The organism is Pseudoflavonifractor sp. BSD2780061688st1 E11, assembly GCF_005844125.1.
Classification (GTDB): domain Bacteria; phylum Bacillota; class Clostridia; order Lachnospirales; family Lachnospiraceae; genus Sellimonas; species Sellimonas catena.
In genome coordinates this window covers 56,714-73,762 of sequence record NZ_SPHM01000012.1, presented here as the reverse complement: position 1 = coordinate 73,762, position 17,049 = coordinate 56,714, and the positions used below count along the sequence as shown (strand labels likewise).

14 protein-coding genes and 1 tRNA gene are annotated in these 17,049 nt (G+C 45.9%); 1 reads left to right on the top strand and 14 read right to left on the bottom strand.

Features of this window, described 5'->3' with window-relative positions:
- Positions 1-72 precede the first annotated feature (72 nt).
- From FGQ85_RS07455 to FGQ85_RS07390, 14 genes are all read right to left on the bottom strand, one after another.
- Positions 73-1,755, bottom strand: coding sequence for a peptide ABC transporter substrate-binding protein (locus FGQ85_RS07455; RefSeq protein WP_087168046.1), 1,683 nt, complete (start codon positions 1,753-1,755; stop codon positions 73-75).
- A gap of 58 nt (positions 1,756-1,813) precedes the next feature.
- On the bottom strand, positions 1,814-2,782 hold the full coding sequence (locus FGQ85_RS07450; protein ID WP_087168047.1) for an oligopeptide/dipeptide ABC transporter ATP-binding protein: 969 nt from the start codon (positions 2,780-2,782) through the stop codon (positions 1,814-1,816).
- Positions 2,782-3,816 (bottom strand): ABC transporter ATP-binding protein, encoded by a 1,035-nt coding sequence (locus FGQ85_RS07445; RefSeq protein WP_087168048.1) that lies wholly within the window; start codon positions 3,814-3,816, stop codon positions 2,782-2,784. Before FGQ85_RS07445 ends, FGQ85_RS07450 begins: the two co-directional genes overlap by 1 nt.
- A 12-nt stretch (positions 3,817-3,828) precedes the next feature.
- On the bottom strand, positions 3,829-4,779 hold the full coding sequence (locus tag FGQ85_RS07440; protein WP_138373078.1) for an ABC transporter permease: 951 nt from the start codon (positions 4,777-4,779) through the stop codon (positions 3,829-3,831).
- An 18-nt stretch (positions 4,780-4,797) separates the two neighbouring features.
- The gene (locus FGQ85_RS07435; protein WP_138373077.1) at positions 4,798-5,733 is read right to left on the bottom strand and encodes an ABC transporter permease; all 936 of its coding nucleotides are present in this window, start codon (positions 5,731-5,733) and stop codon (positions 4,798-4,800) included.
- A gap of 25 nt (positions 5,734-5,758) precedes the next feature.
- Positions 5,759-6,439 carry a GntR family transcriptional regulator gene (locus FGQ85_RS07430; protein WP_138373076.1) on the bottom strand — a complete coding sequence of 227 codons (681 nt, stop codon included), beginning with the start codon at positions 6,437-6,439 and terminating at the stop codon, positions 5,759-5,761.
- Between the two features lie 361 nt (positions 6,440-6,800).
- Entirely contained in the window at positions 6,801-7,010 is a 210-nt protein-coding gene (locus tag FGQ85_RS07425; protein ID WP_138373075.1) for a DUF3791 domain-containing protein, read from the bottom strand.
- Positions 7,011-7,014: 4 nt separating this feature from the next.
- Entirely contained in the window at positions 7,015-7,254 is a 240-nt protein-coding gene (locus FGQ85_RS07420; protein ID WP_138373074.1) for a hypothetical protein, read from the bottom strand.
- Entirely contained in the window at positions 7,251-7,457 is a 207-nt protein-coding gene (locus FGQ85_RS07415; RefSeq protein ID WP_279233654.1) for a DUF3990 domain-containing protein, read from the bottom strand. Before FGQ85_RS07415 ends, FGQ85_RS07420 begins: the two co-directional genes overlap by 4 nt.
- 84 nt (positions 7,458-7,541) lie before the next feature.
- Positions 7,542-7,624 (bottom strand) — tRNA-Leu (locus FGQ85_RS07410).
- A gap of 60 nt (positions 7,625-7,684) precedes the next feature.
- Entirely contained in the window at positions 7,685-8,977 is a 1,293-nt protein-coding gene (locus tag FGQ85_RS07405; protein WP_087168053.1) for a diaminopimelate decarboxylase, read from the bottom strand.
- On the bottom strand, positions 8,977-9,690 hold the full coding sequence (locus FGQ85_RS07400) for a TrmB family transcriptional regulator (protein ID WP_138373073.1): 714 nt from the start codon (positions 9,688-9,690) through the stop codon (positions 8,977-8,979). The genes FGQ85_RS07405 and FGQ85_RS07400 overlap by 1 nt, the downstream gene beginning before the upstream one ends.
- 101 nt (positions 9,691-9,791) lie before the next feature.
- A complete protein-coding gene (pyk, locus tag FGQ85_RS07395; RefSeq protein ID WP_138373072.1) occupies positions 9,792-11,234 on the bottom strand; it encodes a pyruvate kinase in 1,443 nt (480 codons plus the stop codon).
- A 43-nt stretch (positions 11,235-11,277) separates the two neighbouring features.
- Positions 11,278-12,150: a rhomboid family intramembrane serine protease gene (locus FGQ85_RS07390; RefSeq protein ID WP_087168071.1), complete on the bottom strand. Its 873-nt coding sequence runs from the start codon at positions 12,148-12,150 to the stop codon at positions 11,278-11,280.
- A 235-nt stretch (positions 12,151-12,385) separates the two neighbouring features.
- Here FGQ85_RS07390 and FGQ85_RS07385 point away from each other — a divergent pair, with 235 nt between their 5' ends.
- On the top strand, positions 12,386-16,651 hold the full coding sequence (locus tag FGQ85_RS07385) for a 2-hydroxyacyl-CoA dehydratase (RefSeq protein WP_138373071.1): 4,266 nt from the start codon (positions 12,386-12,388) through the stop codon (positions 16,649-16,651).
- Positions 16,652-17,049 lie beyond the last annotated feature (398 nt).

Genomic DNA, 17,049 nt, shown 5'->3' with positions numbered 1-17,049 from the left:
GCTGTTGTTGTCCCTCCTTTTCTGAAAAAAGCCGATCACAAAAGCGACCGGCCCTTTTTGCTGACTGGTATTCTAATTTTCCACGGAAACCTGTGAAAAGTCTACCAGACCGTTTGTTGCTACATAATAATTTTTTACATGGTTTTTCACGTAAGTCGGTGATGCTTCCAGGTACATTGGAGCAATCAGGGCATTTCCTACCACAAGCTGTTCCGCCTGAAGATAGATCTCCGCCTTTTCCTTGTCATCTACGACATCTTTTGCCTGATTCAGAAGTTCTGTAAACTTCTGGGAATCTTCATTGTTCCATCCTGTCTTGTCCGCGTTGAAATAACCATTGACCGGTTCAAACAGCTGCAGAAGTGCACTTGGTTCATTATAGTACGGTCCCCAGCCTCCGCAGGCAATGTCATAATCTCCGGCATCGATTTTATCCCACATGATGTTCCATTCCATCATATCGATCTGCACATTGATACCAAGCTTTTCTTCCCATACCTGTTTCATCCACTCACCGATCTTCTTGGAAAGCTCTGATGTTCCGCGGCTTGCGTAGCGGATCGTCATCTGAGACGGATCTGTACTCTTTCCAAGCTCTGCAAGACCTTCCTGCAGAAGTGCCTTTGGATCTGTGTATTCTTCCTGCATCTGAGTTACAAAGTAATTCTTTCCGTCTACAAGCTCTGTATAGGTTTTATCTCCCACCTTCATCGTATCCGGCATCATAGAGTAAATCGGTACAGACATACCATCCCGGAGCGTATCTACCATTTCCTGCCTGTCAAAAGCAATGGAAAGTGCCTGGCGGATTTTCGTATTGCTCAAATATTCATTTTTCAGATTGAACATAAAGAAATCCGGTGCACTGGACGGAACCGTCATCTCCTGGGAGTCGCCGGCCGCCGTGATGGTTTTACCCCAGTTGGTGTCCGATGTGCTGACAACATCCAGCTCGCCGTTGATAAACGCCTGCACTGCTGTGGAAGATTCCTGGATAACCTTGTAATTGACTTTGTCCAGCTGCATGTCTTCCTGTCCCCAGTACTGATCGTTCTTCTCCAGAACCATCTCGGTATTCTGATTCCAGCTTGTCACTTTTAACGGTCCGTTGTAGACTGTCTTATCCGGAGCAGTTCCATATTCGGATCCATATTCCTCATATTTGGCCTGGTTGACCGGATATGCGGAACCTGCTACCAGCTGTAAGAAATAGGACGCCGGGTGTACCAGCTGGATTTCCAGAGTTTCCTCATCCAATGCCTTGACACCGATTTCATCCGGTGTCTTTCCATTGTTGTACAGTGCCTCTGAGAAATTGACAATGACTCCGTCAAACAGCCATGCATTCGTTGCCGCTGTATTTGGATCTGCCATCTGTTTGAACGTAAATTCGAAATCGTTGGCTGTCACCTTGGATCCATCGCTCCACTTTGCGTCCGGATTCATGTGGAATGTGTAGGTCAGTCCATCCTCGCTGACATCCCAGCTTTCGGCTGCTGCAGGCACAATCTCATCCGTATTGTCCTTTGCGGAACGGTCTCTTATGAGAGGATCATAAATCATGTTGTGGGCGATATTGTCCGGCGCTGTTGTATTGACCAGTGGATTTAATCCGACTACCACGCTGTTGGTGGAAATGTTCAGCACCTGTTCGGAAGATCCGCCTCCACCTGATTTTTCATCGCCCCCGCATCCTGCGAGAAGCCCTGCTGTCATGACTGCTGCAAGCAGACATGCAAGTACTCTCTTTTTCATACTATTCCTCCTTTTTAAAATTTTGTTCTCTATCCTAAATCCATGTATCCATGGATTGTCAGATCTCTTTTACCCTGTGGCATGCTACAAAATGTCCCTTCTCTATCTCCTCAAGCTTTGGCGTCTCGCTGCGGCAGAGGTCCGTCGCATACCGGCACCGTGCTGCAAACCGGCATCCCGGCTTTGGATTGACCGGACTTGGAATTTCGCCCTCAATCGGGATCCGGGTCTTTTTCTTTTCCTCTTTCGGATCCGGAATCGGGATCGCCGACATCAATGCCTTCGTGTATGGATGCAGCGGATTGTCATACAGCTCATTGCTGGACGCGAATTCCACCATGTTTCCGAGATACATAACGCCGACCCGATCGGAGATATGCTTTACCATGGAAAGATCATGGGCGATGAAAAGATAGGTCAGATTCTTTTTCTTCTGAAGCTCAATCAGAAGGTTGACGATCTGCGCCTGGATGGATACGTCCAGCGCGGAAATCGGCTCGTCACATACGATAAATTCCGGTTCAATGGCAAGCGCTCTTGCAATTCCGATCCTCTGCCTTTGACCTCCGGAAAATTCATGCGGGAAACGGAGGGCATGTTCCCTGTTCAGGCCCACTAGTTCCAACAGTTCATAAATTTTTTCCTGACGTTCTTTTCCTGTATACAGCTTATGAATGTCGATCCCTTCTCCGATAATATCCCCTACCGTCATTCTCGGATTCAAAGAGGAATACGGGTCCTGGAAAATAATCTGTGCTCTCTTTGTGAATTCCTTTTTCTCTTTTTTATGTAGGCTGTGAATTTCCACCCCGTCAAAGATCACTTCTCCTCCGGTGGCATCATAAAGTCCCATTACGGTTTTGCCGCACGTCGTTTTCCCGCAGCCCGACTCTCCTACAAGCCCCAGCGTCTCGCCTTTATAGATTTTAAAGCTGACTCCATCCACCGCTTTTAATGTCTGATGGCGTCCCACCTGAAAATACTTTTTTAAGTCTTTGACTTCAATCAGAACCTTTTTCTCGTCCATCACTGATTCCCCCTTCTGATCATATTTTCCGGAAGTCCGCTGACATCCGCCTTCGGATGGTGCAGCCAGCAGGAACATTTCTGGGAATGGCTGAATTTCGTCTCCTCAGGATACTGCATTCTGCAGATCTTCATGCCGTATTCACATCTCGGTGCAAAAGAACATCCCTTAGGAGGGTTAATCAGATCCGGTGGTGTTCCCTTTAAAGAATACAAGGTTTCTTTGTTGTTCGAATGAATTTTCGGAACCGAGTTGAGCAGCGCTCTTGTGTACGGATGAGTGGACTGGTAGAAGATCTCATCTACCGTTCCTCTTTCCACAATCTTACCTGCATACATGACCTGAATATAGTCCGCCACGCTCGCCACGACTCCCAGGTCGTGTGTAACAAGGATTACTGCCATGTTCAGTTCTTTCTGCAGGTCTCCGATCAGATCCATGATCTGAGCCTGAATAGTAACATCCAGCGCAGTGGTCGGTTCATCGGCAATCAGAATCTCCGGCTTGCACGCAAGGGCAACTGCAATCATGGCTCTCTGCCTCATTCCTCCGGAAAATTCGAACGGATACTGCTTCATCCGCTTTGACGCATTTGGAATTTTTACCAGTTCCAGCATCTTTTCGGCTTCTTTCATTGCATGTTCTTTGGACGTCTGTGTATGGATCAGGATACTTTCCGCGATCTGCTCTCCGATCTTCATGGTCGGATTCAGCGATGTCATCGGATCCTGAAAAATCATGGAAATCTTGCTTCCTCTGATCTGGGTCATCTGATTTTCCGTATAGTCCAAAAGATTGTCTCCCTGGAACAGGATCTGTGCCCCGCCGCCTTTTTCAATCATCGTATTCTGGGCCGGAAGAAGCCCCATAATCGCTTTGGATGTCACGGTCTTTCCACATCCGGATTCGCCTACGATCGCAAGTGTTTCTCCTTTTCTCAGACTGAAGTCCACTCCTCTTACTGCATGTGATATCCCGGCATAGGTTTTGAAGGAAACATGCAGATTCTTTACTTCCAATATATTTTCGTTCATCATGATTCCCCCTTATTTTCTCAGTTTTGGATCCAGTGCGTCAGAAAGTCCGTCACCGATCAGATGGAATGACAGCATCGTAAGGACAATCATCAAACACGGGAAGAACAACTGGTGCGGATAGAACATCAGCTGCTGCTGCCCTGCGGATGCCAGCGCACCCCAGCTTGTCTCCGGCGGTCTCACACCCAGCCCGATATAACTTAAAAACGCCTCGCTGAATACGAATCCTGGAATCGACATGGTGATATCTACCATGATAATTCCAAGGGTGTTCGGAAGCAGATGCTTGATAATGATTCTGCCTGTGGACGCTCCCAGTGCTTTTGCCGCCTGTACATAATCCTGTTCCTTGATCTGAAGAATCTGGCCCCGGACCATACGCGCTGTTCCTACCCAGGCTGTCAGGCTCATGGCGAACACAAGGGAAAACAGGCTTCTTCCCATGACCATGGACAGAATCGTGACAATAATCAGATACGGAAGATTTCCGATCAGTTCGCAAAGTCTCATGATGATATCGTCTACCAGCCCGCCTTTTAATCCGGCCAGTGCTCCGGCCAGAGCCCCGATGACAAACATTACTGCGGTACAGCAAAGACCGATATAAATCGAAATCCGGCCGCCGACACAGACACGGGTAAACAGATCTCTTCCCATATCATCTGTTCCAAACCAGTGCTCGGCACTCGGTCCCTGATTTTTAATTTCCGCATTGATATACTGATAATCCTTTCCCGAAATCGTCGGGCCCAAAAACAACAGCAGAATAATCGCAATCAGGAGGATCAGTCCGAAGATTGCAAGCTTGTTGGCTTTGAATCTTCTCCAGACATCCGCCCAGTATGTAAGGGACTTCGCTCCCAGTTCTTCTCCCGACAATCCTTCTGTGCCGATTCGTTCAAACAGATCCTCTGTATCATTCACAGAGTCTGAAATATTGATGTTCTCTCTCATTTCCATCACTTGCTCACCTCGCTTTTACTTCTTTCCCTTTGCGACCCGGATCCTCGGATCCACGATGCCGTACAGAATATCCACAACAATCAGTGCTCCCACAAACAGGATTGCAAAGAAAATGGTAAGTCCGATAATCATCGTATAGTCATTGTCCGAAACTGCTTTTACATAGTAAAAACCAAGCCCCGGAATCGAAAACATCTTCTCAAGAATAAAGGATCCTGCAAACACTCCTGAAACCGCCGGTCCGATCATGGTAATAATCGGGATCATGGAGTTCCGAAGAACGTGTTTTTTGACGACTCTCTTCCGGTTACAGCCCTTCGCCTGAGCCGTAACGATATAGTCTTCCCCGATCACGGAGATCATGCTGCTTCGTGTATATTTCGTATAGGAAGCGATTCCTCCGATGGCGTATGCCGCAACCGGGAGAATGTAGTGCTTTAACTCTCCCCATCCAAATACCGGAACCAGTTTCCATTTGAATGCGAGAAAATACTGCAAAACAGCTGCAAACACAAAGCTTGGCACACAGATCGCCAGCACGACGAGCACCCGTATCACATGATCCACCGGCCTTCCCCGGTTCAGCGCCGCTATCATGCCAAGCGCCACTCCGATGGTCACCTGGAACAAAATAGCAAGCAATCCTATTTTGGCCGAAGTCCATGTATTTTCCCTGATTACTTCATTCGCCGTTTTTCCGGTGTAAACAATGGATTCTCCGAAATTCCCGGTTGTCAAAAGGTTCTTCATATATGTGAGATACCTTTGAAATACCGGCTTGTCCAGTCCGTACTTTTTCTCAATAATCTCCTGTGCCTGCTCCGGCATCTGTCCGACCTTTGCTGCAATCGGATCTCCAGGTGCCCCCGCTACAAGAAAAAATGTAGCTGTTGCAATCAAAAACAATGTCAGAATTGCATATGCCAGCCGTTTCCCAATAAATTTCAGCATCTTTTTCTCTCCCTTCTTTTTCCCGTCAGCTTTCCTCTGACTGCTTTTTCTTTTGAAGTTCCTGGAATAATACTTCCGGCACAATCATGTAATGCTGCTGGATCTCTTCGCAGATCTGCTCCACTGACTGCATCCGGAACGAATCCAGAATCCTCTGGTGGTTATACTGGATATAATCAAATGGCACCAGTGCTTCCGATCCCATCGTATAGTAAGCTGCCGTGTTCCCGCTTTCCAACGACTTCCATACTTTGTAGAGCTTATCACTGTGAGATGCCATTACCACATAAGAATGAAACTGTTCGTCCAGTTCAATGATCTGATAAAGATCTTTCCTACCGGCCGCCTCGCCAAGTTTTCTGAGATTGTTCTCCATTTTTCTGTCCAGTTCTTCCGTCAGTTTTCCGGAGCACATTTTAACCGCAAGTTCTTCTAACGTCGAACGAATCAGATAGGCTTCCTGCATTTCTGCATAAGTCATTGTTCTTACAATACATCCCTTATGAGATTCGTATTTAAGCAGCCCTTCCTCTTCAAGCTGTCTTAATGCTTCCCGGACCGGCCCTCTGCTTGTCTGAAACTCCTCAGAAATCTGGGCTTCAATCATCCTTTCTCCCGGTTTGATTTCTTCATTTAAAATTTTCTTTCGCAAAACTTCCGCAACCTGTTCCCTCAGTGTTTTTCGTGATATTGATGCTTTGGCCATAGTCGTCTCCTTTTTCACTTTACTTTGCGAAATTATTGAGTTTATTATACCCCTCCCCCTTGTATAAAGTCAATTGTTGACAATCGACTTTATACAAAAATAACCGCCAAAATTTCATTTTATTTTTTATGCATTTTGTCTATTACAGGTATTAATTTTTTCTATTTTTGTATGTTTTGCTTATTTTACGTGGATTTGAGATAGATAAAAAAAGACCAAAATTCGACAGAATGGAGATTTCTTTATTCAAATGTGATTTTAACGACAAATTTCCTTATCAAATAAAAAAGAGCCGTTCATCATCCAACGATACGACCGCATTGTTGGAGCAACAGCTCTGATCTTTCATGTTTCCAAATATTTAATTCTCTTTTTTCATTTCGGCAATATAATCATCAATATCCTTTATGATATACTGCTCTCCCATTGTATGGAGAGACTCAAAATACTTCATAATATACTCATCCACTTTGCAGCTTTCGAACAGATCTGCAACTTTAGAACCAGAGAGCCCTTTAAAATGACGATATCTCTCCATGCAATAAATCAAAAAACCGGCTTCTTTGCTCATCTTCTTATGCCTCCTCCGGATAATCATAGGATCCTGTTAAAAGTTCATCCTGGTACATCGTATAAAATGTCAGGGGGCTGTAATGCCATAGTTTCGATTGTTCATCAGAAAGTTCCTTGTATAATTTCGATCGATAAAAACATGAAATTGCCGATTTTTCATCTATATTACTATTTTTTACAATTTGATCGATAATAGGCGGTATAATAATAGCCAACATTGCGCTGAACTGATCCTGATTCATACAAACTCCCTTGTTTCGAAATGAAGATATTGCAATGAATGTTCCGTTGCAAATACCATCTGATTGAATAATTTGCGAATTTTTAGTGCCTCCAGTGTTTTTTCCTTACTTAGCACCCCTGTCATATAGAGAGTGATCGTACGGTATACATCATCATTTGCCACTGCCCCCAAAAAAGAATCTACCTCTTGCTGCCCTTTCAAATTTCCAATTATTCAAAAACAGCGGGAACCCCTTTTCCCTGTGGTTTTCCCGCTCTTTTCGTATCTCTTTATTTGATAAAGTACTGCCGGCGGCGGGACTTGAACCCGCACATGGTTGCCCATAACAGATTTTGAGTCTGCCTCGTCTGCCATTCCGACACGCCGGCTTTTCCCGGCTGATTAAGCCGAGAATTATTATATCACAGCAACTCTTTGTTTGCAAGGAATTATTTCCAGATTTTTTCTGATTCCGCGATCAGTTCTTTTCCGATCTCAAAGCAGTCGAAGGTTGCAAAGTAGTCTGCCGGAGTCTCGGCGCGGCGGATCAGCTGTGCTGTTCCATCTTCTTTCAAAAGGACTTCTGCGGATTTGAGTTTTCCGTTGTAATTGTAGCCCATGGAAAATCCGTGTGCTCCGGTATCGTGGATCACGAGCACATCTCCCATATCGATCTTCGGAAGCATCCTGTCGATCGCGAATTTATCGTTATTCTCGCAGAGAGATCCGGTGACATCGTATTTATGATCACACGGCTCGTTTTCTTTTCCCATTACTGTAATATGATGGTATGCACCATACATGGCCGGGCGCATCAGATTGACCGCGCAGGCATCCACGCCGATATATTCTTTATGCGTATGTTTTTCATGGATCGCTTTTGTCACAAGACATCCGTACGGTCCCATCATAAATCTTCCAAGTTCCGTGTAGATTGCCACATCCCCCATTTCTGCCGGAACGAGCACTTTTTCGTATACTTTTCGTACGCCTTCTCCGATGACGCGGATATCATTCGGCTCCTGGTCCGGACGGTATGGAATTCCGATTCCGCCGGAAAGATTGATAAATTTGATATGAACACCGGTCTCTTCTTTCAGCTTGACCGCTGTTTTGAAAAGCACTTCGGCAAGCATCGGGTAGTACTCATTCGTCACCGTGTTGCTTGCGAGAAATGCGTGGATTCCGAATTCTTTTGCTCCTTTTGACTTCAGGATTTTAAATGCTTCTGTGATCTGTTCTGTTGTCATGCCGTATTTGGCATCTCCCGGGTTGTCCATGATGTCATTGGTAATCTGAAAAACTCCACCCGGATTGTAACGGCAGCTGATCGTCTCCGGAATGTGTCCGATCGCTTCTTCAAGGAAATCAATATGCGTGATATCATCCAGATTGATGATGGCCCCGAGACGGTCGGCAAGCTGAAAGTCCTCTGCCGGAGTATCATTGGATGAAAACATGATGTCCTCTCCTTTCATTCCCATTGCCCCGGATAACATCAACTCCGTAAAAGAGGAACAGTCACAGCCGCAGCCATACTCCTTTAAAATCTGAATCAGGAACGGATTCGGCGTCGCCTTTACTGCAAAATATTCTTTATATCCCGGATTCCATGCAAAGGCCTCCTTTAAAGCTCTTGCGTTCTCCCGAATCCCCTTTTCATCGTACAGGTGAAACGGGGTCGGAAATTCCTGAATAATTTCATCCAGTTTTTCTTTGGAAACAAATGGTTTCTTTTCCATCAGTTCTTTTCTCCTTTCGTAAGTTCAATCACTTTTATCTCATTTGCCATCGCCTCTTTGAAAATCTCAACGAAATTGCGCTGGCTTGTATACAGACAGGTGTTTCCGGACCGCTCTCCATATTCTCCGCTCAGGACAAAGGAGGAATCCACAATCATTCCCACCTGCCCTTTTTTGTCCCCGGCACGGTAAATGGTCCCTGGTTCTTGTAACTCTTCCCAGTCTGTGATGATGACGACTTTCTTTCCTGCATCGGAAAGAGTCTGCAGATCCGGAAGCACTACTTTCAGGAAAGACTGTCCGGCTGAAATATAAACTCTTTCTTCTGCTTTTTTCAGAAGACCTCTTGCCTTTGACTCCACTGCCTCCTGCCCGGAAATAGTGATGTAGCCTTCCTCTTCTTTTTTCTGAACAGGCGCATGGAGAAGCAGCCAGTCCTCCTCATTTTTCAGCTGGTCAATCTTTTCTTCACAGAACTCCTGAACCGGCACTGCAAGATATTTTCTGCCTGTCTCATTTTCTTCCAGATAAGCTGCTCCTTTCTCGCACAGAGAAGCCAGCGAGGCATAGACATTCGAACGGGAAATTCCCGTCAGTTTTGCCGCCTCATATCCGGTCAGCTTTCCATTCTCAAGAAGGCTCTCATAAAGGGAAGCCTCCTGTCTCGTTAAATCAAATTTCATTAAATGCTCTTTAAACTGTTCTGTACCCATATTTTCTCCTTAGTAGCTCTTTATGGTACTACTATAGCACATTTTCCCGGAAAGTCAAGAAAAATCAGGACAGACAATTCTGTCCGCCCTGACTGCATTTTTTATTCAATTACCGCAATTCTCATCATATTGCTTCCGCTGTTCCCCGCATAAGAATAAGATCCCATCGGCGCAGGAAGCCCTGCCGTCAATACAACGATATCCCCCGGTTCCACGTACTGTTTCGCTTTTACCATCTCAAGCGCGTTTTCACAGACATCTTCCATAGACTTCAGCGGAATAGATTTCAGCGGACGTACGCCCCAGTAAATCTGCATTCTGCGGAGTGTCGCCTCATCCGGACTGACACCGATGACATCTGCTCTCGGTTTGAATTTGGATACCACCTTCGCGGTTGCTCCGGACATGGTCGGCGCGACAATACATTTTGCATCCAGGTTGTCTGCTGTTGCTACAGTGGAAAATCCGATAGCACTGGAGATGCTCTGTCTTCTGTGCTGCTGTGCTTTTTTCAGAAGCACATCATAGTCCAGATGGCTCTCCGTATTTTCTACGATCTGCACCATCATCTTGAGTGCCTCTACCGGGTATTTACCCTGTGCTGTCTCCCCGGAAAGCATGACAGCATCGGTTCCGTCATATACCGCATTTGCCACGTCGGTTACCTCTGCACGTGTCGGGCGAGGATTCCGGATCATGGAGTCAAGCATCTGTGTCGCTGTAATAACCGGTTTGAAGTTGTCATTACATTTCTTAATAATTTCCTTCTGGATATACGGAACTTCCTGTGCCGGAATTTCCACACCCATATCACCTCTTGCAACCATGACACCGTCCGCGCAGCGGATAATTTCATCGATATTGCGGATTCCTTCCGCATTTTCAATTTTTGCTATGATCGGAATATAAGGGGCGTTACATTCTCTTAACCAGCTTCGGATTTCGATAATGCACTCTGCGTTTCTTACAAAGGAAGCTGCGATAAAATCGATGCCCTGGCTGACGCCGAATTTAATGTCCTCTCTGTCTTTCTCTGTAATAGCCGGAAGACGTACCGGTACATTCGGTACATTGATCCCCTTCTTCTCCCCGAGTTCTCCTCCGTTGATTACCTTACAGATAATATCGTTTTCTGTAATTCTGACAACTTCCAACTCTATAAGTCCATCATCAATCAGGATTTTCCGTCCAGGCATTACATCTTCGGTCAGCCCGTTGTAAGTGATGGAAACTTTGTGTTCATCTCCGACAATGTCCTCGGAAGTCAATGTGAATTCAGCCCCCTCCTGTAATATCACTTTCTTTCCGTCTTTCAGGACACCTGTACGAATCTCCGGTCCTTTTGTATCCAGAAGAATTGCAACCGGCAGTTTCTCCTCTTCCCGGATCTTCTTGAGCATATCCATACGGAACTTATGCTCTTCATAGTCACCATGTGAAAAATTGAATCTCGCAATATTCATCCCGTTTTTCACAAGATTTCTCATCAGATTCTCATCATTTGCATTTGGTCCCATTGTGCATACAATCTTCGTCTTCTTCATTTTCTTCCATTCCTTTCTGGTCGTAACCTCTTGATGTGCCTTTCTATTTTACATGTTCATGTGTAAACAGATGATCCTGACAGTATTCATAGTTTCCATTACATTTTGAGCAGTAGCGGAATTCCAGTTCCGGATGGTCCAGCTCCGTCCGTCCGCAGACTGCACACCGGTGCTTCGGCACTCTGCCGTCAGGCTGCGCGGAATAATGATTCTGCGGCCTTGCTTTCATCTGTTTTTTGAATTCTCTTCTGCGCTTCTGCTGCTTTGGAGAAAATTGTGCGTAGTTTCTCGTTGAAACATAAAAAATCACAAAATTCAGAATCGAAATTGCCGCCGCAAAAGCACTTGCCCGGTAGCTGGTGTATGTTCCGCCGTATGACGGAAGAAAACCCTGAATGATCGTCCAGATGAAAAATGCCCCGTCGATCCATGCCAGCCATTTTGCCTTGACAGGCAGAATATAAAACAGAAGGAACTCCATGTCCGGATATACCGCTGCAAAAGCAAAGAACAGGGAAAGGTTCAGATAGGACGTACCCAGCATGTAGACCTGACCTGTAACCAGATAGATCAAAAGGGCGGCAATCACGTGGAACAGCACACCGGTAAAAAAATAAAGGTTGAACCGGAATGATCCCCACGTTTGCTCCAGCGTTCTTCCAATCATATAATAAAAATAAAGAGCAATGATCAGAAAGATCAGGTTGTTTGACGGCGGCTGAATCAAAAATGTAACGATTCTCCAAATTTGTCCGTGCAGAATTTCAGCTGCGTTCAATGACAGATACTGGATATAAAAATACGGATTGATGTAGTCCAGCACAAATCCGATTCCATACAGAATAATAATAAAATACATCAGATTCGGAATCGCATATCTGCCGAATTTACGCTCTAAACGTGAAATCCAATTCATCTTTTTTCTCCTTTCATACTCGTTTTTCATTGTATCCTCTCCCTGTTTTTTTGTCAATCGGCTTCACAGACTTTACAGGAATTCTTCCCGGACTTTACAGGAAATTCATTTTTCCTTAGGAAGATTTTATTGTATCTTGCTCCTTTTTGTCGTATAATAAACGATGTTGCAAAAATATATTAATTATAAGAAGAAATACATCTGCACATATAAGATAGAAAAGGAGTAACACAATATGAGCCAAAGGGATATTTTCACTCTGGGAATTGACATCGGTTCTACCACTGTCAAGATTGCGGTTCTTGATGAAAAGAACGAGATGATATTCTCAGATTATGAACGACATTTTGCCAACATTCAGGAAACCCTTTCTGACTTGCTTGGAAGAGCTGTCCACCAGCTCGGGGCCATTCATGTATCTCCGGTCATTACCGGAAGCGGCGGCCTTACCCTGGCAAAGCACCTCGGTGTTCCTTTTGTCCAGGAAGTAATTGCTGTGTCCACTGCCTTACAGGATTATGCTCCTCAGACCGATGTCGCCATCGAACTCGGCGGCGAAGACGCAAAGATTATCTATTTTGAAAACGGAAATGTGGAACAGAGAATGAACGGAATCTGTGCCGGAGGTACCGGTTCCTTTATCGACCAGATGGCCTCTCTTCTTCAAACGGATGCCACAGGTTTGAATGAATATGCAAAAAATTATAATGCCTTATATGATATTGCCGCACGCTGCGGTGTGTTTGCCAAGACAGATATCCAGCCTCTGATCAATGACGGTGCCGCAAAGGAGGACCTGGCAGCCTCTATTTTCCAGGCGGTAGTCAATCAGACAATCAGCGGTCTGGCATGCGGAAAGCCGATCCGCGGACATGTTGCATTCCTCGGCGGTCCGCTGCATTTCCTCTCCGAGCTGAGAGCGGCATTTATCCGGACACTAGAGCTGGATGACGAACATACGATTGCTCCGAAGAATTCCCACCTGTTTGCTGCTGTTGGATCCGCACTGAATTCCAAAAAAGATCTGGATGTTCCGATTATTGAGCTGCAGAAACGTCTGGCAAATCATATCCAGATGGATTTCGAAGTGGAGCGTCTTGACCCTCTCTTCGCTTCCGAGGAGGAGTTCCGTGAATTTAAGGAACGGCATGACAGACATCAGGTCCCTGTCAAGGATCTTTCCACCTACAAAGGGAATGTTTATCTTGGAATCGATGCCGGTTCCACTACGACAAAAGCTGCGCTTGTAGGCGAAGATGGTACACTTCTTTATTCCTTTTACCATGGAAATGACGGAGATCCGCTTGCTACAACGATCACCGCGCTGAAAGATATTTATTCCAGGCTTCCGGAAGATGCACGGATTGCCTACTCCTGCTCCACCGGATACGGAGAGGCGCTGATGAAAGCTGCGTTCCTTCTGGATGAGGGAGAAGTCGAGACGATCTCGCATTATTATGCGGCCTCTTTCTTCGAACCGGATGTGGACTGTATTCTCGACATCGGCGGCCAGGATATGAAATGTATCAAAATCAAAAATCATACGGTAGATTCCGTACAGCTCAATGAAGCCTGCTCCTCCGGATGCGGTTCTTTCATTGAAACCTTCGCCAAGTCGCTGAATTACTCTGTAGAGGATTTTGCGGACGAGGCACTTTACGCCAAACATCCGATTGACCTCGGAACACGGTGTACGGTATTTATGAACTCAAAAGTAAAGCAGGCCCAGAAAGAAGGCGCTTCTGTTGCCGATATTTCCGCCGGTCTTGCCTACTCCGTCATCAAGAATGCGCTGTTCAAGGTTATCAAGGTTTCCGACGCATCGGAACTTGGTAAGAACATTGTTGTCCAGGGCGGTACTTTCTATAATAATGCTGTACTGCGCAGCTTTGAAAAAATCGCCAACTGCGAGGCTGTCCGCCCGGATATCGCCGGAATCATGGGAGCATTTGGAGCAGCACTGATTGCCCGTGAACGGTACCATACATATGACTGCAAAGAGACAACCATGCTCTCTATCGAAGATATTGAAAATCTGACATACGAAACATCCATGGCAAAATGTCAGAGATGTGCCAACCACTGCCGTCTGACAATCAACAAGTTTACCGGCGGAAGACGTTTCATCACCGGAAACCGTTGTGAGCGGGGTCTTGGAAAGGAAAAGACCAACACCGATATTCCAAACCTCTTCTCCTATAAAAATGAACGGTATTTTGGCTACAAGCCGCTTCCAAAGGAAGAGGCTCCTCACGGAACGATCGGACTTCCAAGAGTACTGAACATGTACGAAGATTACCCTCTGTGGTTTACCTTCTTTACAGAACTGGGATTTTCCGTTGTTCTTTCTCCTTCTTCTTCGAGAAAGATCTATGAGATGGGAATCGAATCCATCCCAAGCGAGTCCGAGTGCTATCCGGCAAAGCTTGCCCACGGCCATGTGGAGTGGCTGATCCGTCAGAATGTGGACCGGATCTTCTACCCTTGCATTCCATACGAACGGAATGAATTTCCGGATGCGAACAACCACTACAACTGCCCGATTGTTACATCCTATGCGGAAAACATCAAAAACAATATGGACGAGATCGTACAGGGAAAGGTTGATTTCATGAATCCGTTCCTTGCACTGACAAGCGAAGAGATCATGGCGGACCGCCTGGTCGAAATCTTCTCTGAAAAATTCCGGATTCCGGAGGAAAAAATCCGGGATGCTGCCCACAAAGGATGGGTAGAACTGGAAAACTGCCGGGACGATATCCGTAAAAAAGGCGAGGAGACCCTCGCTTATCTGGATAAAACCGGCCGCCATGGAATTGTGCTGGCAGGTCGTCCGTACCATTATGACCCGGAAGTCAACCACGGTATTCCGGAACTGATTACTTCTTATGGAATTGCCGTGCTGACAGAGGATTCCATCTCTCACTTAAATCCGGTGGAACGGCCGCTTAATGTCATGGACCAGTGGATGTATCATTCCCGTCTTTACGCGGCTGCAAACTATGTCAAGACAACTGAGAACCTGGATCTGATCCAGCTTAACTCTTTCGGGTGTGGACTTGATGCGGTAACCACCGATGAGGTGGCAGATATTCTGACCGGTTCCGGAAAGATTTATACCTCGCTGAAAATTGATGAGGTCAACAATCTGGGCGCAGCCAGAATCCGTATCCGTTCTCTTCTTGCGGCTATCCGCGCAAGAGATGTAAAAAAAGAAAAACGTGAAGTTCGAAGTGCTGCAATTGAAAAAATTCCGTTTACAAAAGAGATGAAGGAAACGTATACCATCCTTTGTCCGCAGATGTCACCGATCCACTTCGATCTGATTGAGCCTGCATTCCGGGCTTCCGGCTACAAGATTGAAGTGCTTCCAAATGATAACCGGGATGCGGTCAATGTTGGCCTGAAATATGTCAACAATGACGCCTGCTATCCGTCTCTGATGGTTGTAGGCCAGATCATGGATGCGATCCTTTCCGGAAAATATGATACCGATCATCTTGCGGTGATTATTTCCCAGACGGGAGGCGGCTGCCGTGCTTCAAACTATATCGGATTTATCCGCCGCGCTCTGAAGAAAGCCGGATATGCCCATATCCCGGTTATTTCCATCAACCTGAGCGGACTGGAAAAGAATCCTGGATTCAAGATTACGCCGATGCTGGCGCTGCGCGGTGTGTATGCCGCAGTCCTTGGAGATGTCTTTATGCGGTGTCTCTACCGGATTCGTCCGTATGAGGCTGAAAAAGGATCTGCCAATGCGCTCTATGAAAAATGGGCTGCTGTCTGCCGGAAATTTGTCTCTGAAGGATATCCTTCCAGACGCCGGTTCAAAAAACTTTGCCGGCAGATCATTCATGACTTTGATACTCTGCCGATCACGGATGAGAAAAAGCCCCGTGTAGGAGTTGTAGGAGAAATCCTTGTCAAATTCCTTCCGGCGGCAAACAATTATCTGGTTGATCTTCTGGAGCATGAAGGCGCAGAGGCGGTTGTGCCGGATCTTGTAGACTTTCTGCTGTACTGCTTCTACAACTCCAACTTCAAGCATACCCATCTGGGAATGAAGAAGTCTTCCGCCCGGCTCGCAAATCTCGGTATCAAGGTGATCGAATGGTTCCGGAAGCCGGCTGTGGACGCATATAAAAAGAGCAAGCGTTTTACTCCGCCGTCCAGAATTGAACATCTTGCCTCCATGGCAAGTGAAGTTGTTCAGCTTGGAAACCAGACCGGTGAGGGATGGTTCCTGACCGGCGAAATGCTGGAGCTGATCGAGACAGGCGCAAAGAATATCGTCTGCACACAGCCGTTTGCCTGCCTTCCAAACCATGTGGTCGGAAAAGGTGTTATTAAAGAGCTTAGACGGCTTCACCCGGAATCCAATATTGTTGCGATCGACTACGATCCGGGTGCCAGCGAGGTAAATCAGCTGAACCGTATCAAGCTGATGCTCTCTACCGCAAATAAAAATCTCGAAAAAGAACAGCAGGCATCCATTTGATGCCTGCCGGATCATCATTTAACAATACGAATACATTCTGCTTCAATGAGCAAACAGCTTTGGCTCTCGTTTCCTGATAAACGAGAGCCATTTTTTAACCTTCTGTTTTATCCGAACTTATTCGAAACTCTGCATAGGCATATTCTTTACTTCGATTTGTGAGCTTGAAGAAGGAATTCCTTTTTCGTCCGAACAAAGTTCTAATAATACTGCCGGGGTCGTTTCGCTATTGCCGATATGCTCTTTTTTCGACGCACACCCATTGCATCCTAACAGAATCACAGCTATTAAAATTAATATCTTCATATATTCTGATCCCCGCCTTTCTTTTTTTATATGTTATATTCATCATACCTGTCATCATTTGCTTTGTCAATTTTATATAATCGCGCACAACG